The 23,879-nt window shown below is 71.2% G+C and carries 26 protein-coding genes and 1 tRNA gene; 14 read left to right on the forward strand and 13 right to left on the reverse strand.

The window, feature by feature from the left end:
- Positions 1-110: 110 nt before the first annotated feature.
- Positions 111-332, reverse strand: a complete 222-nt coding sequence (locus IE326_RS13070) for a CarD family transcriptional regulator (RefSeq protein ID WP_190041584.1) — start codon at positions 330-332, stop codon at positions 111-113.
- 141 nt (positions 333-473) lie between these two features.
- Between IE326_RS13070 and IE326_RS13075 the strand changes: the two genes are divergently transcribed.
- Positions 474-1,328, forward strand: a complete 855-nt coding sequence (locus IE326_RS13075) for a hypothetical protein (protein WP_190041585.1) — start codon at positions 474-476, stop codon at positions 1,326-1,328.
- Between the two features lie 580 nt (positions 1,329-1,908).
- The gene (locus IE326_RS13080) at positions 1,909-2,331 is read left to right on the forward strand and encodes an STAS domain-containing protein (protein WP_190041586.1); all 423 of its coding nucleotides are present in this window, start codon (positions 1,909-1,911) and stop codon (positions 2,329-2,331) included.
- A gap of 458 nt (positions 2,332-2,789) precedes the next feature.
- Here the strand turns inward: IE326_RS13080 and IE326_RS13085 are convergent, their stop codons facing one another.
- The 6 genes from IE326_RS13085 to IE326_RS13110 all read right to left on the reverse strand — a co-directional run bounded on the left by IE326_RS13085 (position 2,790) and on the right by IE326_RS13110 (position 6,076).
- The gene (locus IE326_RS13085) at positions 2,790-3,062 is read right to left on the reverse strand and encodes a hypothetical protein (RefSeq protein ID WP_030747630.1); all 273 of its coding nucleotides are present in this window, start codon (positions 3,060-3,062) and stop codon (positions 2,790-2,792) included.
- A 37-nt stretch (positions 3,063-3,099) separates the two neighbouring features.
- Positions 3,100-3,366 carry a hypothetical protein gene (locus tag IE326_RS13090; protein WP_030747627.1) on the reverse strand — a complete coding sequence of 89 codons (267 nt, stop codon included), beginning with the start codon at positions 3,364-3,366 and terminating at the stop codon, positions 3,100-3,102.
- Positions 3,367-3,471: 105 nt separating this feature from the next.
- On the reverse strand, positions 3,472-3,681 hold the full coding sequence (locus tag IE326_RS13095; protein WP_037707069.1) for a hypothetical protein: 210 nt from the start codon (positions 3,679-3,681) through the stop codon (positions 3,472-3,474).
- Positions 3,682-3,685: 4 nt separating this feature from the next.
- Positions 3,686-4,240 (reverse strand): DUF5994 family protein, encoded by a 555-nt coding sequence (locus IE326_RS13100; RefSeq protein WP_190041587.1) that lies wholly within the window; start codon positions 4,238-4,240, stop codon positions 3,686-3,688.
- A 217-nt stretch (positions 4,241-4,457) separates the two neighbouring features.
- Positions 4,458-5,663: a PP2C family protein-serine/threonine phosphatase gene (locus tag IE326_RS13105; RefSeq protein ID WP_190041588.1), complete on the reverse strand. Its 1,206-nt coding sequence runs from the start codon at positions 5,661-5,663 to the stop codon at positions 4,458-4,460.
- A gap of 140 nt (positions 5,664-5,803) precedes the next feature.
- On the reverse strand, positions 5,804-6,076 hold the full coding sequence (locus tag IE326_RS13110; protein ID WP_190041589.1) for a hypothetical protein: 273 nt from the start codon (positions 6,074-6,076) through the stop codon (positions 5,804-5,806).
- Positions 6,077-6,302: 226 nt separating this feature from the next.
- Between IE326_RS13110 and IE326_RS13115 the strand changes: the two genes are divergently transcribed.
- The gene (locus IE326_RS13115; protein WP_229915315.1) at positions 6,303-6,827 is read left to right on the forward strand and encodes a DUF5994 family protein; all 525 of its coding nucleotides are present in this window, start codon (positions 6,303-6,305) and stop codon (positions 6,825-6,827) included.
- A gap of 18 nt (positions 6,828-6,845) precedes the next feature.
- Here IE326_RS13115 and IE326_RS13120 read toward each other — a convergent pair.
- A tRNA-Gly gene (locus IE326_RS13120) sits at positions 6,846-6,916 on the reverse strand.
- A 410-nt stretch (positions 6,917-7,326) separates the two neighbouring features.
- Here IE326_RS13120 and dcd point away from each other — a divergent pair.
- Both dcd and IE326_RS13130 read left to right on the forward strand, forming a co-directional pair.
- Complete coding sequence (gene dcd / locus IE326_RS13125; RefSeq protein ID WP_030495892.1) at positions 7,327-7,902, forward strand: dCTP deaminase; 576 nt, start codon at positions 7,327-7,329, stop codon at positions 7,900-7,902.
- Between the two features lie 13 nt (positions 7,903-7,915).
- Positions 7,916-8,413, forward strand: a complete 498-nt coding sequence (locus tag IE326_RS13130) for a phosphoribosyltransferase (protein WP_150229323.1) — start codon at positions 7,916-7,918, stop codon at positions 8,411-8,413.
- 96 nt (positions 8,414-8,509) lie between these two features.
- Here the strand turns inward: IE326_RS13130 and IE326_RS13135 are convergent, their stop codons facing one another.
- Positions 8,510-9,376 carry a Yip1 family protein gene (locus tag IE326_RS13135; RefSeq protein WP_150229321.1) on the reverse strand — a complete coding sequence of 289 codons (867 nt, stop codon included), beginning with the start codon at positions 9,374-9,376 and terminating at the stop codon, positions 8,510-8,512.
- Between the two features lie 182 nt (positions 9,377-9,558).
- Between IE326_RS13135 and IE326_RS13140 the strand changes: the two genes are divergently transcribed.
- Positions 9,559-10,053 (forward strand): early set domain-containing protein, encoded by a 495-nt coding sequence (locus tag IE326_RS13140; protein WP_190041590.1) that lies wholly within the window; start codon positions 9,559-9,561, stop codon positions 10,051-10,053.
- Positions 10,054-10,112: 59 nt separating this feature from the next.
- On the opposite strand, the gene IE326_RS13145 is transcribed toward IE326_RS13140, so the two are convergent.
- Entirely contained in the window at positions 10,113-12,371 is a 2,259-nt protein-coding gene (locus IE326_RS13145) for a (Fe-S)-binding protein (RefSeq protein ID WP_190041591.1), read from the reverse strand.
- A gap of 162 nt (positions 12,372-12,533) precedes the next feature.
- Positions 12,534-13,217: a sugar transferase gene (locus IE326_RS13150; protein WP_190041592.1), complete on the reverse strand. Its 684-nt coding sequence runs from the start codon at positions 13,215-13,217 to the stop codon at positions 12,534-12,536.
- A 246-nt stretch (positions 13,218-13,463) separates the two neighbouring features.
- On the opposite strand from IE326_RS13150, the gene dnaK reads away from it, so the two are divergent.
- The 5 genes from dnaK (at position 13,464) to IE326_RS13175 (ending at position 18,782) form a co-directional block, all read left to right on the forward strand.
- Complete coding sequence (gene dnaK, locus IE326_RS13155) at positions 13,464-15,299, forward strand: molecular chaperone DnaK (protein WP_150229314.1); 1,836 nt, start codon at positions 13,464-13,466, stop codon at positions 15,297-15,299.
- Positions 15,296-15,922 (forward strand): nucleotide exchange factor GrpE, encoded by a 627-nt coding sequence (grpE, locus tag IE326_RS13160; protein WP_150229312.1) that lies wholly within the window; start codon positions 15,296-15,298, stop codon positions 15,920-15,922. The genes dnaK and grpE overlap by 4 nt, the downstream gene beginning before the upstream one ends.
- A gap of 34 nt (positions 15,923-15,956) precedes the next feature.
- The gene (dnaJ, locus tag IE326_RS13165) at positions 15,957-17,132 is read left to right on the forward strand and encodes a molecular chaperone DnaJ (protein WP_150229309.1); all 1,176 of its coding nucleotides are present in this window, start codon (positions 15,957-15,959) and stop codon (positions 17,130-17,132) included.
- A 4-nt stretch (positions 17,133-17,136) separates the two neighbouring features.
- Positions 17,137-17,583, forward strand: coding sequence for a heat shock protein transcriptional repressor HspR (locus tag IE326_RS13170; protein ID WP_150229306.1), 447 nt, complete (start codon positions 17,137-17,139; stop codon positions 17,581-17,583).
- 182 nt (positions 17,584-17,765) lie between these two features.
- Positions 17,766-18,782, forward strand: a complete 1,017-nt coding sequence (locus IE326_RS13175) for a helix-turn-helix transcriptional regulator (protein WP_190041593.1) — start codon at positions 17,766-17,768, stop codon at positions 18,780-18,782.
- On the opposite strand, the gene IE326_RS13180 is transcribed toward IE326_RS13175, so the two are convergent.
- Positions 18,779-19,780, reverse strand: coding sequence for a helix-turn-helix transcriptional regulator (locus IE326_RS13180; protein ID WP_229915316.1), 1,002 nt, complete (start codon positions 19,778-19,780; stop codon positions 18,779-18,781). The genes IE326_RS13175 and IE326_RS13180 overlap by 4 nt on opposite strands.
- Before the next feature lie 171 nt (positions 19,781-19,951).
- Here IE326_RS13180 and IE326_RS13185 point away from each other — a divergent pair, with 171 nt between their 5' ends.
- Both IE326_RS13185 and IE326_RS13190 read left to right on the forward strand, forming a co-directional pair.
- Entirely contained in the window at positions 19,952-20,227 is a 276-nt protein-coding gene (locus tag IE326_RS13185; protein WP_190041594.1) for a hypothetical protein, read from the forward strand.
- Positions 20,224-20,544: a Rieske (2Fe-2S) protein gene (locus IE326_RS13190; protein ID WP_030747585.1), complete on the forward strand. Its 321-nt coding sequence runs from the start codon at positions 20,224-20,226 to the stop codon at positions 20,542-20,544. Before IE326_RS13185 ends, IE326_RS13190 begins: the two co-directional genes overlap by 4 nt.
- A gap of 178 nt (positions 20,545-20,722) precedes the next feature.
- On the opposite strand, the gene IE326_RS13195 is transcribed toward IE326_RS13190, so the two are convergent.
- Positions 20,723-21,127: a pyridoxamine 5'-phosphate oxidase family protein gene (locus IE326_RS13195; RefSeq protein WP_190041595.1), complete on the reverse strand. Its 405-nt coding sequence runs from the start codon at positions 21,125-21,127 to the stop codon at positions 20,723-20,725.
- Between the two features lie 127 nt (positions 21,128-21,254).
- On the opposite strand from IE326_RS13195, the gene clpB reads away from it, so the two are divergent.
- The gene (gene clpB / locus IE326_RS13200) at positions 21,255-23,840 is read left to right on the forward strand and encodes an ATP-dependent chaperone ClpB (RefSeq protein WP_150229295.1); all 2,586 of its coding nucleotides are present in this window, start codon (positions 21,255-21,257) and stop codon (positions 23,838-23,840) included.
- Positions 23,841-23,879: the final 39 nt, after the last annotated feature.

Raw genomic sequence — 23,879 nt, forward strand, 5'->3', positions numbered from 1 at the left:
GGGAACGCCTCCACCGGAGCGGAGAACGGCGAGATCAGGTCGATGACAGGGGTCCTCTTCGGTGCGGGTCCATGAACGGATCTGGTGTGCCGTGACCGGGCACGACGGCCCTACAGCTTGCTCATCTTGGCGTACGGACTCAGGATCCGCTCCTGCGTCGAGCCGAAATCCACGACCGCCGCCACCCCGACCTCGATGCCGACGACCCGGCCGAGGCCGTGCACGTCGTGGGTGACCTGGTCGCCCACGGCGAACTGCTTGAGGGGCGGCGCGACCGGGGCCTTGAAGGGACTGGTGGGCAGAAAGCGCTTGGGTGCACTTGGCTTTGTCATTGCCCTCAGTATGCGCCCACGCGCATCCGCTACGGCCGCTCACGCACGCAGCGCCCGGTGGCCGAGAAGGAACCCGCTGAAAGGTGACAGCCCCAGCCCTTCGACCTTGGGCTTCGCCGGGAAGCGGGCAGGGAGAGGGAGATGCCGGATCGGAATGCCACCGCGCAGCCGGGCATCGCACCCACCGCTCGCCCCACCGAGGGAACCATGTTCGCCGCGCTCTACGGAGAACTGGTCCCCCACGCGTGGCGCGACCCTGCCCCGGAGCACGACGCGTACCGGTTGTTCCCTCAGCGGTCGCTCGCCATGGGCCGGCTCGACGACAGGCCGGGCACCGGGGAAGAGAGCGCCTCCGGTGGTCGCACGCACGTCGCGCCCGAACTGTGGGCCATGAATGACGCGGGTCGGGGCCACCCCCCTGCCGCTCCGGCGCCGGACCTGATCCCGTGGTTCCAGGTCGAGGCGAGCGCCTTGGCCGATGACGGGCCGCTTCCTGCACAGCCGTTCCTGCGCTGCGCGCAGGACACAACGGAGCGGATCGGCGCCGTTCGTCTCGCCGCGGCCCAGGTCCCTCTGCCGGTGCAGGGCATCGATGCCTCGGCTCGCCCGCCGTACGCGCTGCTGCCCTCCATGCGGACGCCGGCCCGGTTCGGCGAGTGCGACCCGCGGGCGCGTGTCCCGGTGAAGGTCCGCATCGACGGCGGCCTCAACCCGTCGATCCCGGGTGTGGCACCGCAGTTCGCCCGCCGCGTCGCCCCTCCCGGCCAAAACATGTTCGCGAATGGCCTCGGCGAGGCCGTTCCCCCGGAAGACTCTCTCCCGCCGCCGTCCGACGACCGCTTCTGGAACGGCCCACCCCTGCACGGCAAGACGCTCTCCAGCGAATCGGCGGAGTGGTCCTGTGACGCGGTCGGCTGGCTCGCCGCGACCGTGGCGGACTCCGCCGCGCACGTCGGCATCCGCACCCCCGCGCTGCTCACTGTCGTACGGGCCTGACCGCGCGGCGGGTCGGGCCGCCGGGGCGGCCCGGATCACGGCCCGGACGTCCCGCCGCCGGGCCGGACGCCGACCGAGGTGGCGCGGAGCGCCCGAGGAGGGCTGGACAACGACGAAGCCCCAGGTCTCTGACCTGGGGCTTCGTTCAAGAGCGGATGACGGGAATCGAACCCGCGCTATAAGCTTGGGAATCACCGTCGCCTTGGCCGCCCACATGGCCTCTGACCTGCGAGCAAGCATCTTCGCAGAGTGTTCCGAGGGGTTCCGCCCGCACCCCTGGTGACCGCTGTTCACCGCCGTGAAGGGCACGGATGGGGCACGCGACGGGTCTCCGGTCGAAGTCCACGGTCCATCGAGGTCTCGAGTCGGCAGGGTGCCCGGAGAGACGCTCCCCCTCACAGCCGCTCCCACTCGGGGCGCGGTCGCGGCGATTGCGGAGGACAGCGGTCGCATCATGGGCGTCCGCCTGCCTCGTTCGGGTGGAATCTTTCCCCCTTGTCGGGGATCGGTGCTGGTCACATGGGGTGAAAGGGTCGCGTGGCTCGTTCCCCGTCCCCGGGCGGGAGGCGTTGATGGGGACGTGAGTACTTCAAGCGCCGCACCGATACTGTCCGCCGCTCTCGCCGCCCCCGCTCCTCCCGTCGTGCACGACTCGGGCGCGGACACCGCGCCCGGTGTCATAGTCGTCGACTCCTGCACCACCCTCGGCACCACCCTGGTCCTCCGCCTCGCCGGAGAGATCGACCACTTCAGCGCCGCCCCGCTGCGGGCACTGCTGGCCTCGGCGGCCGACGACGGCTGCACCGGGCTCGTCCTGGACGCCTCCCGGGTCACCTTCTGCGACTCCGGCTTCCTGGCCGTCCTCGACTGGTGGCCCCGGCAGGGGCGCCGTCTCAGACTCGCGAACCCCTCCCGGGCCGTTCAGCACCTTCTGAACGCCGTTGCACCAGCACGACGGCAGCGGGCCCATGCAGGCTCCCTGACGACGGCAGGCAGGTCATGATGTTCCTGCTCCTGACCTGCGTTCCGATGCTCGCAGCGGTTCTCCTCGCACACGGGGAACCGCGCGAACCAGGGCACCGCCGTCCCGCCCCGCCTCCGCGACCCGCACCTCGCAGGACTCTGATCCACTGCCGCCCGGCGCCCCCGCTCCTCTGCGCCATGCAGTAGACGACGGAAGGGGCCGGGGGCCCGCGACAGCGCGCGGGCCGCGACGGCGCATCTCCGGGCCGGCGCTGACTGCCGTCGCGAGGACGACGGGCGCCGACGTACCGGCCGGTGCCACGTCCGAGACGCCGGGTGCGCGGGCCTGGCGGCGGTCGTCACAACGGCCCCGGCGCATTCACTCCGTCGGGGCCGCCCTTCCGGATCGTCACACGTGAGCGTGCTCGATCCGTGTTCAATCGTACGACTTCTCGGCCGGGCGGGCCGGGCGAGAGCGGGACGCCGGGGTGGTCCGGCTCACCCGCGCTCTTGTTCCTCGGTCTCCATGCGGAGGATTCCCTGGTGGGTGAGGGAGACCATCGCGGGTGTGTTGCCCGGTTCCCAGTCGACGCTGATCAGGCCCTCGCCGGTGAGGTAGGTGCAGGCGGCGGCCAGGTCTTCCTCCGGGATGCGCAGGTCGTTGCGCAGCTTCCGTCCCGTGATGCCGAGGAGGCGGTTGCCTTCGGTGGCTTCGTAGAGGGCGGTCAGGACCCGCTCGCGGTACCCCTGTCGCTCGTGGAGTGTGGCCATGACCGAGTCCTTTCGTCGTGTGAAGGTCCGATTCCGCTCAGACTTCGTCGACGTGGGTGCCGGTGAGAGGGGACGATCTGCTGGTGGTGAGCCAGGAGCGGGCGGGCTCTGCGGCGGTTTCGGTGTCGACGGTGAGGTGGAGCCGGGTGCCGCCGTCGAGGACGGGGTAGCTGCGCTGTTCCGTCCCGGCGAACGAGCGGCGGATCACCTCGGCGACCGCGCGGGCGGCTTCGGGGGTGGCGGCGACGATGCGGATCTCGGCCTGTCCGGCCGAGGGCAGGGCCGCGGTGTCGGTGCGGTACAAGGGGCGGGTCCCTTCACGGGTGAGCGAGAGGCCGGCGGGTGGGTTGTCCCGGATGTCCGGTGCCCCACCCGCGGCCTTCGGTCGGAGGAGTGGTCTCTGGAGCGGTCAGGGCCAGGTGCCCGTGGCCCTGCGGCGGGCTGCTTGCTCTGTCGGCGTGCGGGGGCTGTGACCGGGCGGTCGGAAGATGGCCGGGAAGGGGTCGCTGTAGCGGCGGGCGGCGATGCGTGCGTCGTGCTGGGCGTTGAGCCGGTGGACGATGCGCGTGCCGAGTGTGATCAGCACAGCGGCGGCCACGAGCGCGATCAGGGTCTCCATGTCGTCACCACCGCCTGTTCTTCGGCAGCGGAATCATCCGCGCGCCGACGACCGGGTGCCGGAGGGGCGGCAGGGCGGCTCCTCCGTCCGTCTCCCAGGCGTCCTCGCTGCTGCGGGCGTCGCGCATGCGGCGACCGGTCGCTGCTTCGTCGGACATCAGGACACCGGCGGTGAGGACGCTGCCGGGGACGGCGGCGGCCGCCATGAGCCGGGTGGCCGCGGCGGGTTCGGTCTCGGGCGGTATCACCAGCAGGTCGACGCGGCCGACGGTGTAGGAGAGCAGGATCATCTTGTCGGGATCCTGTTCGGTGAACCAGCCGACGTGCACGGTGTGCCCGGTGACGGCGACCTTGTGCGGGACGACGGGCCAGCGGGTGGGGTTCACCGTGGCCCGTGTGATGCGTCCGAAGCGCTCTTCCAGCGCGTCGACCAGGGGCGGAAGCTCAGCGGCGAGGTCACGCGAGCGGGGCCACCAGGCGCCGTCCAGGAGACCGGCGAGTGTGGTCTTCGGCGTCAGCGAAAGGCGCGCCGAATGCGAGGGTGCGAGGGTGGTGGTCATGATCGCGGACCCGTCTCCGGGCCGCCCTGCAGGGCGGCCCAGTGTCTTGATCGCCGGAAACGACGTCCGCATGGGAGCGGGTGTTCGAGTTACTCCCGGTACCTTCAGCCTACTCCGCGCCGGGGGCGGACGAGTGGTGTCCGTCCAGCCGATTTCCCGGGCCGGGAGCATCCGCCCGGTCGGCGTCGGTGACCCCACCTCGCGGCACGTCCCCCCGTCACCCGCGCCACTCGACCAGGAGGAGCGTGGCGTCGTCCGAAGTGGCCTCGCCACGTGCCCGCTTGAGGGTGTGGGACAGGTCCCGCGCCACCGCGTGCACCTCCCGGTCCGCCCTGTCCATCTGATTCACCCAGTTGATCAGCTGGTCCTCGCCGAACTCCTCCTGTCCGCTCTCGTGTTCCTCGATCAGGCCGTCGGTGAAGCAGAGGATCCGGTCCCCGGGATCGAGCGCCACCTCGCTGACCTGCGGCTGGTCACCGCCGAAGCCGACGGGGAGGGTGGTGGGGCTGTCGAGGCGGCGTACGACGCGGTGGTGGCGGATCAGCATGGGGGCGGGGTGCCCGGCGTTGACCCACTGGAGGCGGCCGGTGCCGGTGTCGAGCCGCAGCATCTGGGCGGTGACGAAGTGGTCGGGGGCGAACTGCTCGGCGACGGCCCGGTCCATGAAGAGGTAGATCTCGGAGAGTTCGACGCTGGTGCGGCGGGCGTGCCGGTAGGCCCCGATGGTGACGGTCGCCATGGTCGCCGCGTCCAGGCCGTGGCCCATGGCGTCGATCACGGCGAGGTGGAGGACGTCGCCGTTCAGGGCGTAGTCGAAGCTGTCGCCGGCCACGTCGTAGGCGGGTTCCAGGACTCCCGCCACGGCGACGCGGGGCATCGTCATGGCCAGCGGTGGCAGGAGCGACCACTGGATCTCGGCGGCGACGCTCATCGCTTCGCCCCGGCGGGTGCGGAAGAACAGGTCGGTGTAGCCGTTCTTGGTCCGGATGGTGTCGGCGGCCAGGGCGGAGAGCCTGCGCAGGAGGCGGCGGGCGTGGTCGTCGACCGCGTCGAGGGTGACGGCCAGGACGCCGGCCTGGTCGCCGCCGTCGAGCAGCGGGACGTGGACCCGCACCCCCTCGACCACCGGCACCTCGACAGGACGCGAGGTGAGGAAGCAGTGACCGGCCGCCGAACCGTCGATGGGCACGGGATCGCCGTCCGCCAGTCCGTCCCCGGCGAGGGGGACCAGGCTCCGCTGCCCGTAGTCCTGGAGCAGGATCTGCGGGTCCCGGCCGCCGATCCGGGTGAGGACGTCGGCGAGGGCCGGCCCCACCCGATCGGGCGGCAGCGCGTGGGCGTGGTCCAGGAACCCGCCCAGCAGCACCTCTTCGAAGCTCTCCGAGCGGTCGGGGCCCCCGTCCTCGTGCGGTCCGACGGTCATCCGGGGGCCTCCAGGCGGGCAGCGGGGCAACACCCTGGTCCTGTGCCGACGGGCCGATCCCTCGGCAGCGCGGTGCGGCTTCCAGGATGCTCCGCGGCGGCCGGGGCCGCCACGCGCGCCCGACGGGCCCGGTTGCCTGGTCAGGGTTCCTGGGAGTGGGGCCCGGTGCCGCTCGGGGGCCTGCTGGTGGCCAGCCAGGACCGGGCCGGTTCGGCGGTGTGGGCGGTGTCGACGGTGAGATGGAGGCGGGTGCCCCCGCCAGGGGCGGGGTAGCTGCGCTGCTCGTCACCGGCGAAGCAGTGACGGAGGACATCGGCCACCATCCGGGCGGCGTCCGGGGTGGCGGCGACGATGCGGACTTCGGCGTATCCGGGCGGCGGCAGGGCTTCGGCTTCCGGCTCGTTGCGGTCCAAGGCGGCATCGTCCTTTCCCGTCGAAGGCCAGGCTGGTCGGGTCTCTGTACGTCCACGGTACGTCCGAAGGCCCGGCGCCGATCGGTTCCGAGGCGGGGAGCGGCGCGTCCGCGAGTCCCCCGGAGTACGGTGAAAGAACGGGGCCGCCGCCCCGCTCACCGGTTCGGCGTCCGCCGTAGCACCGGTCGGAGCGGCAGCGGACCACCCGTGGACGGGCGGACCGGCCATGACCGACACAGGCATTCCCCACGCGCCCCCGCGCCTTCTGCCGGACGAGATCCACCGGGCCGTCGGACCGGGTATCGCACTGCTCCGACTGGAGACGACGGGGTCCCGGCAGAGCCTGCTCGACGGGGCCTGGTGGCCGCGTTCACGTGACGTGGAGCAAGAGCTCCCGCCGCTGATCACCGCCCTGACCGAACACCTCGGACCCCTTACCCGGGTAGGTCTGGACGCCTCGGCCTGGAACGCCATCCCGACCCGCCTGGTCGTCGACGACCGGGTCGTGCACCTCGACTCCTTCCCCGTCGGCGACGACACCGTCCTGATCACCCGCGGCGACAACGACCACTTCTCCCTCATGGTCGTCCCGCCCACCACCACGCCCGAGGCCGCCCGCACGGCCATGGCCCGCGCCGTCCACACCGGCAACGCCACCCAGGCCGCCGAGATCCTCCTCGCCGAACTCCACCACGCCGCGGCCCCGTCGGTCGGCACCCCCCTGGAGAACGACGAAGCCCCAGGTCGCTGACCTGGGGCTTCGTAGAAGAGCGGATGACGGGAATCGAACCCGCGCTATAAGCTTGGGAAGCTCATGTTCTACCATTAAACTACATCCGCACAGCGGCCCTACGAGGCAACCGCATCGTTGCACACTGTACCCCATGTGCCACTCGGGGCGTGGACGGGTCCCTTTCGGTGGGGCGGAGTGGTGTGTGGAGGGTGTCCTCTTGATCCCCTAATGTGGCTGTCTCGTCCAGCATGTGTGTAGGGGAAGGGACTTGATGGGTTCCGTGGATCGCACCGTCGTCCGCTGTGCCGAGGGGCACGTGTTCAGCACCGCGTCGTTTCCGCTTCAGCAGCTCGGGTCCGGGCGGATCGGGCCGGGGAGGCTTCTTCGGTGTCCGCGGTGCGCGCGGCTGAGGCATGCGGTGCCGGTGGAGGTTCAGCAGCGCTGAGCAGGGCGGACCGGGTGGGCGCGGACGTGGTCCCGATTGGGGAGGTCCGCGCCCTCTGCGTATCGTGGGGGCGTGCTTCTCTCAGACAAGGACATCCGGGCCGAGATCGATGCCGGGCGGGTGCGCATCGACCCGTACGACGAATCCATGGTGCAGCCGTCCAGCATCGACGTGCGCCTCGACCGCTTCTTCCGGGTGTTCGAGAACCACCGCTACCCGCACATCGACCCCGCGATCGAGCAGCTCGACCTGACGCGCGAGGTGGAGCCCGAGGGCGACGAGGCGTTCATCCTGCATCCGGGCGAGTTCGTGCTCGCTTCGACGTACGAGGTCATCACCCTGCCGGACGACATCGCGTCGCGGCTGGAGGGGAAGAGCTCGCTGGGCCGCCTCGGGCTCGTCACGCACTCCACGGCCGGCTTCATCGACCCCGGTTTCTCGGGGCACGTGACGCTGGAGCTGTCGAACCTGGCGACCCTCCCCATCAAGCTCTGGCCCGGGATGAAGATCGGGCAGCTGTGCATGTTCCGGCTGAGCTCGCCCGCCGAGTTCCCGTACGGCAGCGAGCGGTACGGGTCCCGGTACCAGGGGCAGCGGGGGCCGACGGCGTCCCGCTCGTACATGAACTTCCATCGGACCCAGGTGTGAGGCGGTAGCCGGCATGAGTGAAGTACGCGAGAACCTGACGTACGAGGGCTTCGGGACGGCCGTCCGCGAGCTGGCGCAGACCATCGCCGACGACGGGTACGAGCCCGACATCGTGCTCTCCATCGCGCGCGGCGGCGTGTTCGTGGCCGGCGGTCTGGCCTACGCGCTGGACTGCAAGAACATCCACCTGGTGAACGTGGAGTTCTACACCGGGGTCGGGACGACCCTGGAGATGCCGGTCATGCTGGCGCCCGTGCCGGACGCGATCGACTTCTCCGACAAGAAGGTCCTGATCACGGACGACGTCGCCGACACCGGCAAGACGCTGAAGCTGGTCCACGACTTCTGCAAGGACCACGTCGCCGAGGTCCGCTCCGCCGTCATCTACGAGAAGTCCCACTCCCTCGTGAAGTGCGAGTACGTGTGGAAGAAGACCGACGAGTGGATCAACTTCCCCTGGTCGGTCGAGCCGCCCGTGGTGAAGCGCGAGGGGCAGGTCCTCGACGCCTGAGGCACGGTACGGCCGCTGTTTCTCCGGAGACGTCGGACATGCGGAAGGGCCCCCGTCCGGGGGCCCTTCCGCATGTCCGGGCCGCTGTCGGTCCGTCTACAGCGTGCCCAGCTTGATCAGGCTCAGGAGGGCGGCCAGCTGGATGGCCGAGGCGCCCAGTGCCTTGGGCCAGGGGAGGTCGTGGGAGCGGCCGACCATGAGGGTGAGGAGGGCGCCGGCGGCGAGCCAGGTGGCCCAGCCGATGACCTGCACCAGGCCGTTCTCGCCGCCCAGGAAGAGGGCGAAGAGCAGGCGGGGGGCGTCCGTCAGCGACATGATCAGCATGGAGAGGCCGACCGTGGGCTGCCAGGCGCCGTCGCCGCCGAGCTGGCGGGCGAGGGTGTGGGTGACCGCGCCGAGGATCAGGCCGCCGAGGACGAAGCCGACGCCGGTCATCAGGACGTACGGGATCGTGCTGGAGATCGTCGCGTTCAGCACCTCCTCGCGGGCCTGGTCGAAGCCGAAGATCGCCAGCAGGCCGTAGAGGAAGGTGACGACCAGCGCCGGGCCCCAGACCGCGTGGTCGCGCATCCGGAGGAAGGTGTCCGCCGGGCGGAGCACGATGCCGCTCAGGAGGGCCTTCCAGGGCAGGCGGGGGCCGACGGGGACGGGCGGGGCGGCCTGGTGGGCGCCCGCCTGGCCGTAGGGGTCGTCGACGCTGAACATCTGGGTGTGGCCCGGGTTGTTCGCCGCCGCGTGCTGCTGCGCGTGCGGGTCGCCGAAGTACTCGGGCTCGCCGTAGGGCTGCTGCTGCGGGTGTTGCGGCTGCTGCCGCCACTGCTGCTGCGGGTAGCCCTGAGGGGGCGCGTCGTACCCGTACGGCGCCTGCTGCGGTCGCTGCTGGTGCTGCGGTCGATGCTGTTGCGGTTGATGCTGCTGCGGGGGGCGGTTGTCCCGGCCGCGTCCGTTCCTGAATCCAGCCACGTCCATGAACGTACCCGCTTCCGCGGCGGCCCCGCGCCTTCGGTGCCGACCTGTGACATCCCCTAGGGGGTCACGGGGTCGCCGGACGGCCGTGCGGTCGCTGCTACAAAACGGACTTATCGCCTCAATGTGCGGTCCGTGGCTTCGGTGGGGTCAGCAGCGAAACCCCTCTGGAGTTCTCCATGCTTCCCAACTGCCGCACCCGTGTCCTGCGCACCGCCGCCGTCGCCACCGGCACCTCCGTCGCCCTCCTCCTCCCGGCCGCCGCCGCCTTCGCCGACGGTGCCTCCGCGGCCCCGGGGGCCGCCGTGCGCGACCAGGTCTCCGGCCGGCCGCCGGCCGACGGGTCCACCGCCCGGGTGCGGCAGACCGGGGAGGGCTCGTACCGCCTGAACGCGCAGATCAAGCTGCCCGACGGCAACGTCGCCACCTTCGCCGGGAACGTCAGGAACGGGCCCCGCGTCCAGGTGTCCCGGACGAACGACCGGCGGATCGCCACCGTCGACGCCGAGCACCTCGCCGCCCGGCACCGCGGCTGGACCTACGAGCTCGCCGTGCAGCCCGGCAAGCACCAGTACCGCTTCGTCGTCGTCGACCCCCCGAAGCAGGGCGGCAACAGCTGGGTCTACGACCTGAACGGCAGGCTCGTCGCGAAGCAGCACGCCCAGAAGCGGTGAGGACGCGCACATGGAGAAGGGCCGCCCCCGTCCGACGGGGGCGGCCCTTCCTCATGGCCTTACGCGACCGGCTCCGGCTCCTCCGCCGGGGCCTCCGGCTCGGGGTCGACCGGGGTCTTCACCGAGTCGAGCAGCAGCTGGGCCACGTCCACGACCTGGAGCGACTCCTTGGCCTTGCCGTCGTTCTTCTTGCCGTTCACGGAGTCCGTGAGCATGACGAGGCAGAACGGGCAGGCGGTGGAGACGATGTCCGGGTTGAGGGACAGGGCCTCGTCGACGCGCTCGGTGTTGATGCGCTTGCCGATCCGCTCCTCCATCCACATCCGCGCGCCGCCGGCGCCGCAGCAGAAGCCGCGCTCCTTGTGGCGGTGCATCTCCTGCTGGCGCAGGCCCGGGACGGCCGACATGATCTCGCGCGGCGGCGTGTAGACCTTGTTGTGGCGGCCCAGGTAGCACGGGTCGTGGTAGGTGATGAGGCCGTCGACCGGGGTCACCGGGATCAGCCTGCCCTCGTCGATGAGGTGCTGGAGCAGCTGGGTGTGGTGGATGACCTCGTACTCGCCGCCGAGCTGCGGGTACTCGTTGGCGATGGTGTTGAAGCAGTGCGGGCAGGTCGAGACGATCTTCTTCGCCGACTTCGGCTTCTTCGTCTCCGGGTCGTCGTCGTCCTCGCCGAACGCCATGTTCAGCATGGCGACGTTCTCCTGGCCGAGCTGCTGGAACAGCGGCTCGTTGCCCAGACGGCGCGGGGAGTCACCCGTGCACTTCTCGTCGCCGCCCATGATCGCGAACTTGACGCCCGCGATGTGCAGCAGCTCCGCGAAGGCCTTGGTGGTCTTCTTGGCGCGGTCCTCCAGGGCGCCGGCGCAGCCGACCCAGTAGAGGTAGTCGACCTCGGACAGGTCCTCGACGTCCTTGCCGACGATCGGGACCTCGAAGTCGACCTCCTTGGTCCACTCGACGCGCTGCTTCTTGGCCAGGCCCCAGGGGTTGCCCTTCTTCTCCAGGTTCTTCAGCATCGTGCCGGCCTCCGACGGGAAGGCGGACTCGATCATGACCTGGTAGCGGCGCATGTCGACGATGTGGTCGATGTGCTCGATGTCGACCGGGCACTGCTCGACGCAGGCGCCGCAGGTGGTGCAGGACCACAGGACGTCGGGGTCGATGACGCCGTTCTCCTCGGCGGTGCCGATGAGGGGGCGCTCGGCCTCGGCCAGGGCGGCCGCGGGGACGTCCTTGAGCTGCTCGGCGGTCGCCTTCTCGTTGCCCTCCATGTCCTTGCCGCCGCCCGCGAGCAGGTACGGCGCCTTGGCGTGCGCGTGGTCGCGCAGCGACATGATGAGGAGCTTGGGGGAGAGCGGCTTGCCGGTGTTCCAGGCGGGGCACTGCGACTGGCAGCGGCCGCACTCGGTGCAGGTGGAGAAGTCGAGGAGGCCCTTCCAGGAGAACTGCTCGACCTGGGAGACGCCGTAGACGTCGTCCTCGCCCGGGTCCTCGAAGTCGATCGGCTTGCCGCCGGTCGTCATCGGCTGGAGCGCGCCGAGCGCGGTGGCGCCGTCGGCGTTGCGCTTGAACCAGATGTTCGGGAAGCCGAGGAAGCGGTGCCAGGCGACGCCCATGTTGGTGTTCAGCGAGACCACGATCATCCAGATGAACGAGGTGCTGATCTTCACCATGGCGGTGAAGTAGATGAGCGTCTGGAGGGTGGGGAGGGAGAGGCCCTTGAAGGCCAGGACGAGCGGGTACGAGGCGAAGTACGCGGCCTCGTAGTGCTCGACGTGGTGGATCGCGCCCTCCAGGCCGCGCAGCACGTAGATCGCGAGGCCGATGGTGAGGATCACGTACTCGACGAAGTACGCCTGGCCGGCCTTGGAGCCGGCGAAGCGGGACTTGCGGCCGGCGCGGCCGGGGAGGCTCAGCAGGCGGATGACGATCAGTACGGCGATGCCGAGGATCGTCATGACGCCGATGAACTCGATGTAGAGCTCGAACGGCAGGAAGCCGCCGATGATCGGCAGCGTCCAGTCGGCCTGGAAGAGCTGGCCGAACGCCTGCGCGAGGGTCGGCGGCAGGGTGAGGAAGCCGACGGCGACGAACCAGTGGGCGAAGCCCACGATGCCCCAGCGGTTCATCCGGGTGTGGCCCAGGAACTCCCGGACCAGGGTGACGCTGCGCTGGTAGGGGTTGTCCGTGCGGGCACCGGCCGGGACCGGCTGGCCCAGCTTGAAGTACTTGACGAACTGGCCGACGGCGCGAGCGAGCAGGGCAACGCCGACCACGGTCAGCGTCAGCGACACGATGATCGCGGCGAGTTGCATGACGGGCTCCTCGGGCGGGCCTGGGGCGCGGCGGGGGCGGCCTGTGCTCGCCTCGCCCTCACTCTCGCCCTGAGCCTACTAAGCGGTAACTTATTTAGTCCGTGCTGAGATTACCGTTTCCCGGCGCCGCGCTGTAGCGGGCCTCGCGGTGATCTGTGTCGCTCAGGCAAGCCTTGCCGCGCGGGCGGAGGCGCGACGGAGACGACGTCGGCGGACTGCTGGAAGCGTACGCGCCAGGACGGCCAGGTCCATCCCGAGCCAGTGGTGGTCCACGTAGTGGAGGTCCAGCAGCTCGCGCTCCTCCCACGGAAGGTCGGAGCGGCCGCTGATCTGCCACGGCCCCGTCAGCCCCGGCCGGACCGAGAGCCGGCGCCTCGCCCCGCCCGTGCACTCCGGGTGGCCGGGCGCGAGCGGGCACGGCCCGACGAGCGACATCTCGCCCCGCACGACGTGCAGCAGCAGCGGCAGCGCGGCCAGCGGGCTCCGGGTGCGGAAGGTCAGCATCGTGAAGGTCCGGCCGCCGCGCCCGGCCATCGTGCGGCGGCGCAGGACGGGCCCCTCGTCGGCGAGCCGGAGCGAGAGGGCGACGGCGCCGAGCGCCGGGGCGAGCAGGAGGAGCAGCGCCGCACCTCCCAGCAGGTCGATGCCGCGCTTGAGGCCGGAGCCGTGGGCGGGGCCGGAGCCGTACGCGGGGCCGGAGCGGTACGGCAGGACGGAGCCGTGGGTGGGGCCGGGGCGGTGCGGGAGGCCGGGGCCGCGTCCGCGGCCCGTGCCGCGCCCGGGGCCGAAGCCGTGCGGTCCTGCCGTCCCGTGGTGCGGAGCCGTCCCGCGGTGCTGCGCCGTCATGCCCCAAACCCCTCCGGCTGGAATCATGGGATGTTCGTGGGATATGCCTGGTTTGCCCGACACGGGGCACCAGGACTCTCCCACTTCCGGCGGCGCGTGTCAGGGAACGACGCGCCTCCGGCGTCCCTTTGAGTGAGAGGCGCGGCGAAGAGTTGAGTCGACTCGACTCAGGTCTGTTGACGCCCCGCGTTCCGTGATGCATCCTTGAGTCAGTTCCACTCAAGTCAGTCAGCTGGAGGAATCGAAATGGCACGTGCGGTCGGCATCGACCTGGGCACGACTAACTCCGTCGTCAGCGTTCTGGAAGGCGGCGAGCCCACCGTCATCACGAACGCGGAGGGCGCCAGGACCACGCCGTCCGTCGTCGCCTTCGCGAAGAACGGCGAGGTGCTCGTCGGCGAGGTGGCCAAGCGCCAGGCCGTCACCAACGTCGACAGGACCATCCGGTCGGTCAAGCGCCACATGGGCACCGACTGGAAGATCGACATCGACGGCAAGTCCTTCAACCCGCAGCAGATGAGCGCCTTCATCCTGCAGAAGCTGAAGCGCGACGCCGAGGCCTACCTGGGCGAGAAGGTCGTCGACGCGGTCATCACCGTCCCGGCGTACTTCAACGACTCCGAGCGCCAGGCCACCAAGGAGGCCGGCGAGATCGCGGGCCTCAACGTCCTGCGCATCGTCAACGAGCCGACCGCCGCCGCCCTGGCGTACGGCCTCGACAAGGACGACCAGACGATCCTCGTCTTCGACCTCGGTGGCGGCACCTTCGACGTGTCCCTCCTGGAGATCGGCGACGGCGTCGTCGAGGTGAAGGCCACCAACGGCGACAACCACCTCGGTGGCGACGACTGGGACCAGCGCGTCGTCGACTACCTGGTGACCCAGTTCAAGAACGGCCACGGCGTCGACCTGTCCCTGGACAAGATGGCCCTCCAGCGCCTCCGCGAGGCCGCGGAGAAGGCGAAGATCGAGCTGTCCTCGTCCACCGAGACCTCGATCAACCTGCCCTACATCACGGCCTCCGCCGAGGGCCCGCTGCACCTGGACGAGAAGCTCACGCGCGCCCAGTTCCAGCAGCTCACCTCCGACCTGCTCGACCGCTGCAAGGTGCCGTTCCACAACGTCATCAAGGACGCGGGCATCAACCTCTCCGAGATCGACCACGTCGTCCTCGTCGGTGGTTCGACCCGCATGCCGGCCGTCGCCGAGCTCGTCAAGGAGCTGACCGGCGGCCAGGACGCCAACAAGGGCGTCAACCCGGACGAGGTCGTCGCCATCGGCGCCGCCCTCCAGGCCGGTGTCCTCAAGGGCGAGGTCAAGGACGTCCTGCTCCTCGACGTGACCCCGCTGTCCCTCGGCATCGAGACCAAGGGCGGCATCATGACCAAGCTCATCGAGCGCAACACCACGATCCCGACCAAGCGGTCCGAGATCTTCACGACGGCCGAGGACAACCAGCCGTCCGTGCAGATCCAGGTCTACCAGGGCGAGCGCGAGATCGCGGCGTACAACAAGAAGCTCGGCATGTTCGAGCTGACCGGCCTCCCGCCGGCCCCGCGCGGCGTCCCGCAGATCGAGGTCGCCTTCGACATCGACGCCAACGGCATCATGCACGTGACCGCGAAGGACCTTGGCACGGGCAAGGAGCAGAAGATGACCGTCACCGGCGGCTCCTCGCTGCCGAAGGACGAGGTCGACCGGATGCGCCAGGAGGCCGAGCAGTACGCGGACGAGGACCACCGCCGCCGCGAGGCCGCCGAGTCCCGCAACCAGGGCGAGCAGCTCGTCTACCAGACCGAGAAGTTCCTCAAGGACAACGAGGACAAGGTCCCGGGCGACGTGAAGTCCGAGGTCGAGGCCGCCCTCGCCGAGCTGAAGGAGAAGCTCAAGGGCGAGGACACCGCCGAGATCCGCACCGCCACCGAGAAGGTCGCGGCCGTCTCCCAGAAGCTCGGCCAGGCCCTCTACGCCGACGCGCAGGCCGCCCAGGCCGGTGCCCCGGCCGGCGAGGCCAAGGCCGACGACGACGTGGTCGACGCCGAGATCGTCGACGACGAGCCCAAGAAGGACGGCCAGGCGTGAGCGAGGAGACCCCGGGCTTCGAGGAGAAGCCCGACGTCCCCTCCGGCGACGCCGCCGAGGCCGCCGAGTCCTCCGAGGACGCGGCGGCCCCGGCCGGGGACGCGAACAGCACGCCGGCGTCCGACGCCGGCCTCACCGCCCAGCTGGACCAGGCCCGCGCCGCGCTCACCGAGCGCACGGGGGACCTCCAGCGGCTCCAGGCCGAGTACCAGAACTACCGGCGCCGGGTCGAGCGGGACCGGGTCACGGTCAAGGAGATCGCCGTCGCGAGCCTCCTGTCCGACCTGCTCCCGGTCCTCGACGACATCGGCCGGGCCCGGGACCACGGCGAGCTCGTGGGCGGCTTCAAGTCGGTCGCCGAGTCGCTGGAGACCGTCGTCGCCAAGATGGGGCTCCAGCAGTTCGGCAAGGAGGGCGAGCCCTTCGACCCGACGATCCACGAGGCCCTGATGCACTCGTACGCGCCGGACGTCACCGAGACGACCTGCGTCGCGATCCTGCAGCCGGGGTACCGGATCGGCGAGCGGACCATCCGGCCCGCCCGCGTGGCCGTCGCCGAGCCCCAGCCGGGCTCGGCGGGCAAGGCCGAGGAGTCGGACGACTCCGAGAAGGACAGCGAGTAAGAAGCCGTACCCGTACGCGGGAGGAGGGACGTCGATGAGCACGAAGGACTTCGTCGAGAAGGACTACTACAAGGTCCTCGGCGTCCCCAAGGACGCCACCGAGGCAGAGATCAAGAAGGCGTACCGGAAGCTCGCGCGCGAGAACCATCCGGACGCCAACAAGGACGACGCCAAGGCGGAGGAGCGCTTCAAGGAGATCTCCGAGGCGAACGACGTCCTCGGCGACCCCAAGAAGCGCAAGGAGTACGACGAGGCCCGCGCCCTCTTCGGGAACGGCGGCTTCCGGGCCGGCGGCCCCGGCGCGGGCGGCTCGTTCAACTTCGACCTGGGCGACCTCTTCGGGGGCGCCCAGGGCGGGCCCGGCGGCTTCGGCGGGGGCGGCGGCATCGGCGACGTCTTCGGGGGCCTGTTCAACCGCGGCGGGGGACCCGCCGGCCGCACCCAGCCCCGGCGCGGCCAGGACATCGAGTCCGAGGTGACCCTCAGCTTCACCGAGGCCATCGAGGGCGCGACCGTCCCGCTGCGCATGTCCAGCCAGCAGCCGTGCACGGCCTGCTCCGGCACCGGCGACAAGAACGGCACCCCCCGGGTGTGCCCGACCTGCGTCGGCACCGGCCAGGTCTCGCGCGGCAGCGGCGGCGGCTTCTCGCTCACCGACCCGTGCGTCGACTGCAAGGGCCGCGGCCTCATCGCCGAGAACCCCTGCGAGGTCTGCAAGGGCTCCGGCCGGGCCAAGTCCTCCCGCACCATGCAGGTCCGGATCCCCGCGGGCGTCTTCGACGGCCAGAAGATCCGGCTGCGCGGCAAGGGCGCCCCGGGCGAGCGCGGCGGGCCCAACGGCGACCTGTTCGTCGTCGTGCACGTCGACGCCCACCCGGTCTTCGGCCGCAAGGACGACAACCTCACCGTCACCGTGCCGGTCTCCTTCGTGGAGGCGGCGCTCGGCGGCGAGGTGAGGGTGCCGACCCTCGGCGGCCCCGCGGTCACCCTCAAGCTGCCCGCGGGCACGCCGAACGGCCGGACGATGCGCGCCCGCGGCAAGGGCGCGGTCCGCAAGGACGGCACGCGTGGCGACCTGCTGGTGACGGTGGAGGTCGCGGTGCCGGCGGAGCTGGACGACAAGGCCCGCGAGGCCCTGGAGACCTACCGGGACGCGACCGCCTCCACGGACCCCAGGGCAGAGCTGTTCGAGGCGGCGAAGGGAGCCTGACGCGGTGGACGGACGCAGACGCAACCCGTACGAACTGACCGACGAGACCCCGGTGTACGTCATCTCGGTGGCGGCCCAGCTGTCGGGGCTGCACCCGCAGACCCTGCGGCAGTACGACCGCCTCGGGCTGGTCTCGCCGGACCGCACGGCCGGCCGGGGCCGCCGCTACTCGGCCCGCGACATCGAACTGCTCCGCCAGGTGCAGGAGCTGTCGCAGACCGAGGGCATCAACCTCGCCGGGATCAAGCGCATCATCGAGCTGGAGAACCAGGTCGCGGCGCTCCAGGCCCGCGTCGCCGAGCTCTCCTCGGCGGTCGAGGGCGCGGCCGCCGCGATGCGCCAGCGCGAGGCCCAGGTCCACGCCTCCTACCGGCGCGACCTGGTCCCCTACCAGGACGTCCAGCAGACCAGCGCCCTGGTCGTCTGGCGCCCGAAGAAGCCGACGGGCTGAGCACCCCCCCGGCACCCAGGAGCGCCCTTCCCGGGCCTCCGCCGGGTGCCGGGGGTCCTCGCGCGCCCCCGCACGGCGCGGGGGCGCGCGAGGACCCCCGGCACCCGCGGGACCCCTCCCTTGCGGCTCGTGAGGCGGGCCGGGGAGAATCGCCGGATCGCCGGGAGAGCGGGGGAGCGGAGATGGGCCGGGGCGCCCCGGACGGGGAGGAAGCGCACGAGCACGGCGTCGGCGACCTGTGCGAGGCCGGCGAGCGCGCCTACGCGCAGGCGCTCCGGGAGGGGCGGATCACCCGGTCGGACGCGCGGGAGGCCGTGTGCCTGGTGTCCCTGGGGCTGCTGCACCCGGACCCGGACCGTCTCGACGAGTACGTTCCGACGCTGCCGGGCGCGGCGCTGTCGCGGTCGCTGCACGAACTCTCGGCCGCTCTCGAAGGCGTGCGGAGGCGCATGAGCGCCGTGGGCGGGGTCGCGGAACGCTTCGCCGGGTTCGAGGCGCGGGAGGTGCCGCCCGCCGGGGTGATCCGGGTCCTGGAGGGCAAGCGGCGCATCCGGGCCGTGATCGCCGAGGAGGCCGGCCGGTGCGTCTTCGAACACGTGGGCTTCCAGCCCGGTGGCATCCGCACCTCGGAGGTCCTGGAGAACGCCCTTCCCCTCGCCCTGGGCATGGCGGCGCGGGGCGTCCGGATGCGCAGCCTGTACACGCACGTCGCCCGCCACGGGCAGGGCATCCTGGCCTATCTGGAGCAGGTCGGCGACCTCGCGGAGGTGCGGACCCTCGACGAGGTGCCCGAGCGCCTGGTGATGTTCGACCGCACCGTCGCCTTCATACCGGCCTCTCCCGACCGTGAGCTGGCCCTGGAGATACGCAACGCGGCGGTGATCGACTACCTGCACGGCGTCTTCGAGCGCATGTGGAGGGTGGCCGTGCCGTTTCGCGAGGCGCTGCCGGCGGTCGGCGGCGCGGAGGGCTTCACGCACCGGGAGCGGGCGATCGCCGCGCTCCTCGCGGAGGGCCACACGGACGCGGGCGTCGCGGAACGGCTGGGCATGAGCGTGCGGACCTGTCGGGCGCACATCGCCAAACTGGCCCAGGCGCTGGGGAGTTCGAGCCGGGTGGAGTTGGGGGTGCGCATCGCGCGGGCCGGCCTCGACTCGCCTCCGCGGTCCCCGGGGCCGGGTCCGGAGGGCGCCGCCTAGATCCCTTCCGGCGCGCCGTGGTCCTGCTCCAGGATCCCCGACTGCGCGATGAGGAAGCCGAGTTGGGTGCGGCTGTTGCTGCCGAGGGTGGTGGCGAGCCTGGCGATGTGGCCGCGGCAGGTCCGGACGCTCATGCCGAGGCGGCGGGCGATCGCCTCGTCCACGTGTCCCTCGACGAGCAGTTGCGCGATGGAGCGCTGGACGCCGGTGACGCCTTCGGGGGTGCGGTCCGTCGGAAGGTGTTCGCCGAGCGGGAGGGCGCTGTGCCAGAACTGCTCGAACACGCTCGTCAGATAGGAGACGAGGCCGGGGTGGCGCAGTTGCAGGGCGACCTGGCTGTCGTGCCCCGCGGGTATGTAGGCGACCTTCCGGTCGATGATGATCAGGCGGTCGATCAGCTGTTCCAGGGTGCGGATCTCCATGCCGCCCGGCCCGGCCTGTTCCAGGTACGCCTGGATCCCCTGGCTGTGGCGGGCGGTGTGCTGGTACAGCGTGCGGACGCGGACGCCCCGGTCCAGGAGGGGGCGCACGCGCGTCAGGGCCTGGCTCAGGATGCCGGGGGAGCGCCCGCCGCCCGGTTGCAGGGTCAGCAGTTCCTGCGAGCAGTCGGCCGTGGCCCGGCTGAGGGAGGCGTCGATCCTGCTGTAGCCCTCCAGCACGGTGATGGCGTGCGTGGTGGGCGGGTCCTGTGCGGTGATCTCCATGAACGGCTCGAACGCCGCGCTCAGTTCGACGGCCTGCCGGCGGCGGTCCTGGATCTCCTGTTCCAGCGGCAGCAGGAGCTGGGCCAGGACGGCGGTCGGGGGGGCGGGGCGGAGCCAGTCCGCGTCGTCCGGGTCGGGGTGCAGCAGGGCGAGGTCGATCAGGCAGGGAGCGTGCCGCACCTCCGACCGGGCTATTCGGCCCGTGCGCAGGGCGCTCGCGTAGAGGCGGGCCCCGTCTCCGCACAGTTCCCGATGGCCGTGCGAATGTACGGCTTCATCACGATGTGTCTGCATTTGGGCACCCCCCATACTCCTGCACTTCAGGAACATGATGCACGTAGGCGGTAGTGCAAGCGCGCAGAGTCGGTCATTGTCTTGATCGCGGGGGAATAAAGCAATCAAGTGAGGTCGAAGCCGCCCATGTCAAAGAGAATGGTTCGCTCGGTACTTACTCTTGCCTTTGTCGTGGCAGCTGCTGTGGGCACCGTCGGCCAGATCGAGCACTCTGCGCCCTCCGCCGTCGCCGCTGATCCGATCTGGCAGAGCGCCGGACAGGACCCGATCTGGGAGAGCACTCCCGCCAAGGACCCGATCTGGCAGAGCGCCGCCGCGCTGGACCCGATCTGGCAGAGTGCTCCCGCCAAGGACCCGATCTGGCAGAGCGCCGCCGCCAAGGACCCGATCTGGGAGAGCACTCCCGCCAAGGATCCGATCTGGCAGTCCGCGGGGGCCGGGGCATGACCGTCCCTCCGGACGACCGGGTCTTCCGCAGGGAGATGGCTTCGGCCTACCGGTCCGGCTGGCACTTCGTCGATCTCGTCACGGCCATCCCCCACCGTGGCGACTCGCTGAGGGTCACCCTGTTCGGAGAGCCCGTGGTCGTCGCCCGGGAGCAGGACGAGGACGTCCGCGCCTACCGGTGTCTCAGGCGGCCCCGCGGGGCCCCGCAGCCGATCCGCTGTGCCGTGCGGTACGGCATGATCTTCGTCAACCTCGACCAGCGGGACCACCGCCTGATCGAGCCCGAGACCCTCTCCGCCACCCCCCGCAGTGCCTGAGCGATTCCCCCGTCGTTGCAGATCGCTCAGGTGCTTCCCCCACACAACGGCGCCATCGCGGACCTGAACCGCGATGGCGCCGTTGTGCTTTTCCGTGCCCGGCCGGGCGCAGGAGAGGCCGGCCGGGCCGAAGTGAAGACCGGCCGGGCCGCAGAAAACGCCGGGCGGGCCGGGAGGGCTACGCGCGGCCCATCGCCCGGGTGAGGGCGATCTCGATGACGACCCGGTCCGGGTTGGGCGTCGGCGTGCGGCCGTAGCGGTCCGCGTAGCGCGCCACCGCGTCGGCGACCTCCGCCTCCTCCGTACGGATCCGGGCGACGCCCTCCAGGGTCGCCCAGCGGCCCTTGTCGACCTGGCAGACCGCGACGCGCGCGCCCTCCGGGCCGGCCGCCAGGACGTTCGCGGCCTTCCGGCTGTGCTTGTTGGTGATGACCCGCGCGAGGCCGTTCTCGGGGTCGTACGTGACGCCGACGGCCACCACGTGCGGGGTGCCGTTCGGCCGGGGGGTGGTCAGCGTGCACATGTGGTACTCGCGCCAGAAGCTGAGATACGAGTCCGTGGGGTTCCTCGGGTCAGTCGCCATGCCCGGAAACTACCGCCGCGCCGGATGTCTCCGATACCTTGAGCGGAATAGACTCAACTTTATGTACGCTGTATGAGTCAGAACAGGCAAGGATCCAGAGGACCGCACCCAGGAGGAGACCCCGCACGTGGACGCAGAACTGACCAACAGGAGCCGGGACGCGCTGAACGCGGCGAGCAGCCGCGCCGTGTCCCAGGGGCACGCCGATCTGACCCCCGCGCACCTTCTCCTCGCGCTGCTGGAGGGTCAGGACAACGAGAACATCACCGACCTGCTCGCCGCCGTCGAGGCCGACCAGGCCGCCGTCCGCGCCGACGCGGAGCGGCTGCTCGCCGCCCTGCCCAGCGTGACCGGCTCCACCGTCGCCCCGCCGCAGCCGAACCGCGAGCTGCTCGCCGTCATCGCCGACGCCGCCGAGCGCGCGAAGAAGCTCGGCGACGAGTTCCTGTCCACGGAGCACCTGCTCATCGGCACCGCCGCCAAGGGCGGCCGGGCCGGCCAGGTCCTGGACCAGCAGGGCGCGACCGCCCGCCGGCTCCAGGACGCCTTCGAGAAGGCCCGGGGAGGCCGCCGCGTGACCACCGCAGACCCGGAGGGCTCGTACAAGGCCCTGGAGAAGTTCGGCACCGACTTCACCGCCGCCGCCCGCGAGGGCAGGCTCGACCCGGTGATCGGCCGCGACCACGAGATCCGGCGGGTCGTCCAGGTCCTCTCCCGGCGCACCAAGAACAACCCGGTCCTCATCGGCGAGCCCGGCGTCGGCAAGACCGCCGTCGTCGAGGGCCTCGCCCAGCGGATCGTGAAGGGCGACGTCCCCGAGTCGCTGCGGAACAAGCGGCTCGTCTCGCTGGACCTCGGCGCGATGGTCGCCGGCGCGAAGTACCGCGGCGAGTTCGAGGAGCGGCTCAAGACCGTCCTCTCCGAGATCAAGGAGAGCGACGGCCAGATCATCACCTTCATCGACGAGCTGCACACCGTCGTCGGCGCGGGCGCGGGCGGCGACTCCGCCATGGACGCCGGCAACATGCTGAAGCCCATGCTGGCCCGCGGCGAGCTCCGGATGGTCGGCGCCACCACCCTCGACGAGTACCGCGAGCGGATCGAGAAGGACCCCGCCCTGGAGCGCCGCTTCCAGCAGGTCCTGGTCGCCGAGCCGTCCGTCGAGGACACCGTCGCCATCCTCCGCGGCCTCAAGGGCCGGTACGAGGCCCACCACAAGGTGCAGATCAACGACTCCGCGCTGGTGGCCGCCGCGACCCTCTCCGACCGGTACATCACCTCCCGCTTCCTCCCCGACAAGGCCATCGACCTCGTCGACGAGGCCGCCTCCCGGCTCCGCATGGAGATCGACTCCTCCCCGGTCGAGATCGACGAGCTCCAGCGCTCCGTCGACCGGCTCCGCATGGAGGAGCTGGCCCTCGCCAAGGAGACCGACGCGGCGAGCCTCCAGCGCCTGGAGAAGCTCCGCCGCGACCTCGCCGACCGCGAGGAGGAGCTGCGCGGCCTCACCGCCCGCTGGGAGAAGGAGAAGCAGTCCCTCAACCGCGTCGGCGAGCTGAAGGAGCGCCTGGACGAGACCCGGGGCCGCGCCGAGCGCGCCCAGCGCGACGGCGACTTCGACACCGCCTCCAAGCTGCTCTACGGCGAGATCCCCACCCTGGAGCGCGAGCTGGCGGAGGCCACCGAGGCCGAGCGCGAGGTCCAGAAGGACACCATGGTCAAGGAGGAGGTCGGCCCCGACGACATCGCCGACGTCGTGGGCGCCTGGACCGGCATCCCCGCCGGCCGCCTCCTGGAGGGCGAGACGCAGAAGCTGCTCCGCATGGAGGACGAGCTGGGCCGCCGGCTCATCGGCCAGACCGAGGCCGTCCGCGCCGTCTCCGACGCCGTGCGCCGCACCCGCGCCGGGATCGCCGACCCCGACCGGCCCACCGGCTCCTTCCTCTTCCTCGGCCCCACCGGCGTCGGCAAGACGGAGCTGGCGAAGGCGCTCGCGGACTTCCTCTTCGACGACGAGCGGGCCATGGTCCGCATCGACATGTCGGAGTACTCCGAGAAGCACTCGGTGGCCCGGCTCGTCGGCGCGCCCCCCGGCTACGTCGGCTACGAGGAGGGCGGCCAGCTCACCGAGGCCGTCCGCCGCCGCCCGTACAGCGTCGTGCTCCTCGACGAGGTGGAGAAGGCGCACCCGGAGGTCTTCGACATCCTGCTCCAGGTCCTCGACGACGGCCGCCTCACCGACGGCCAGGGCCGGACGGTCGACTTCCGCAACACCATCCTGATCCTCACCTCGAACCTGGGCAGCCAGTACCTGGTCGAGCCGCTGACCAGCGACGAGGAGAAGAAGCAGCAGGTCCTGGAGGTCGTCCGGGCGAGCTTCAAGCCCGAGTTCCTGAACCGGCTCGACGACCTGGTGGTCTTCTCCGCGCTCGACCGCGCCGAGCTGGGCCGCATCGCCCGGCTCCAGATCGACCGCCTCGCCAGGCGGCTCGCCGACCGCCGGCTCACCCTGGACGTCACCCCGGAGGCCCTGGAGTGGCTGGCCGAGGAGGGCAACGACCCGGCGTACGGCGCCCGGCCGCTGCGCCGCCTCATCCAGACGGCCATCGGCGACCGGCTGGCCCGGGAGATCCTGGCCGGAGAGGTCCGCGACGGCGACACCGTCCGGGTGGACCGCGTCGGGGACGGCCTGATCGTGGGCGCGGCGCAGTAGGCGTGTCAGCCCGCAGCGGATCCCGCCGGTTCACACCCG

The sequence above is a fragment of the Streptomyces filamentosus genome (assembly GCF_014654895.1).
Lineage (GTDB): Bacteria > Actinomycetota > Actinomycetes > Streptomycetales > Streptomycetaceae > Streptomyces > Streptomyces filamentosus.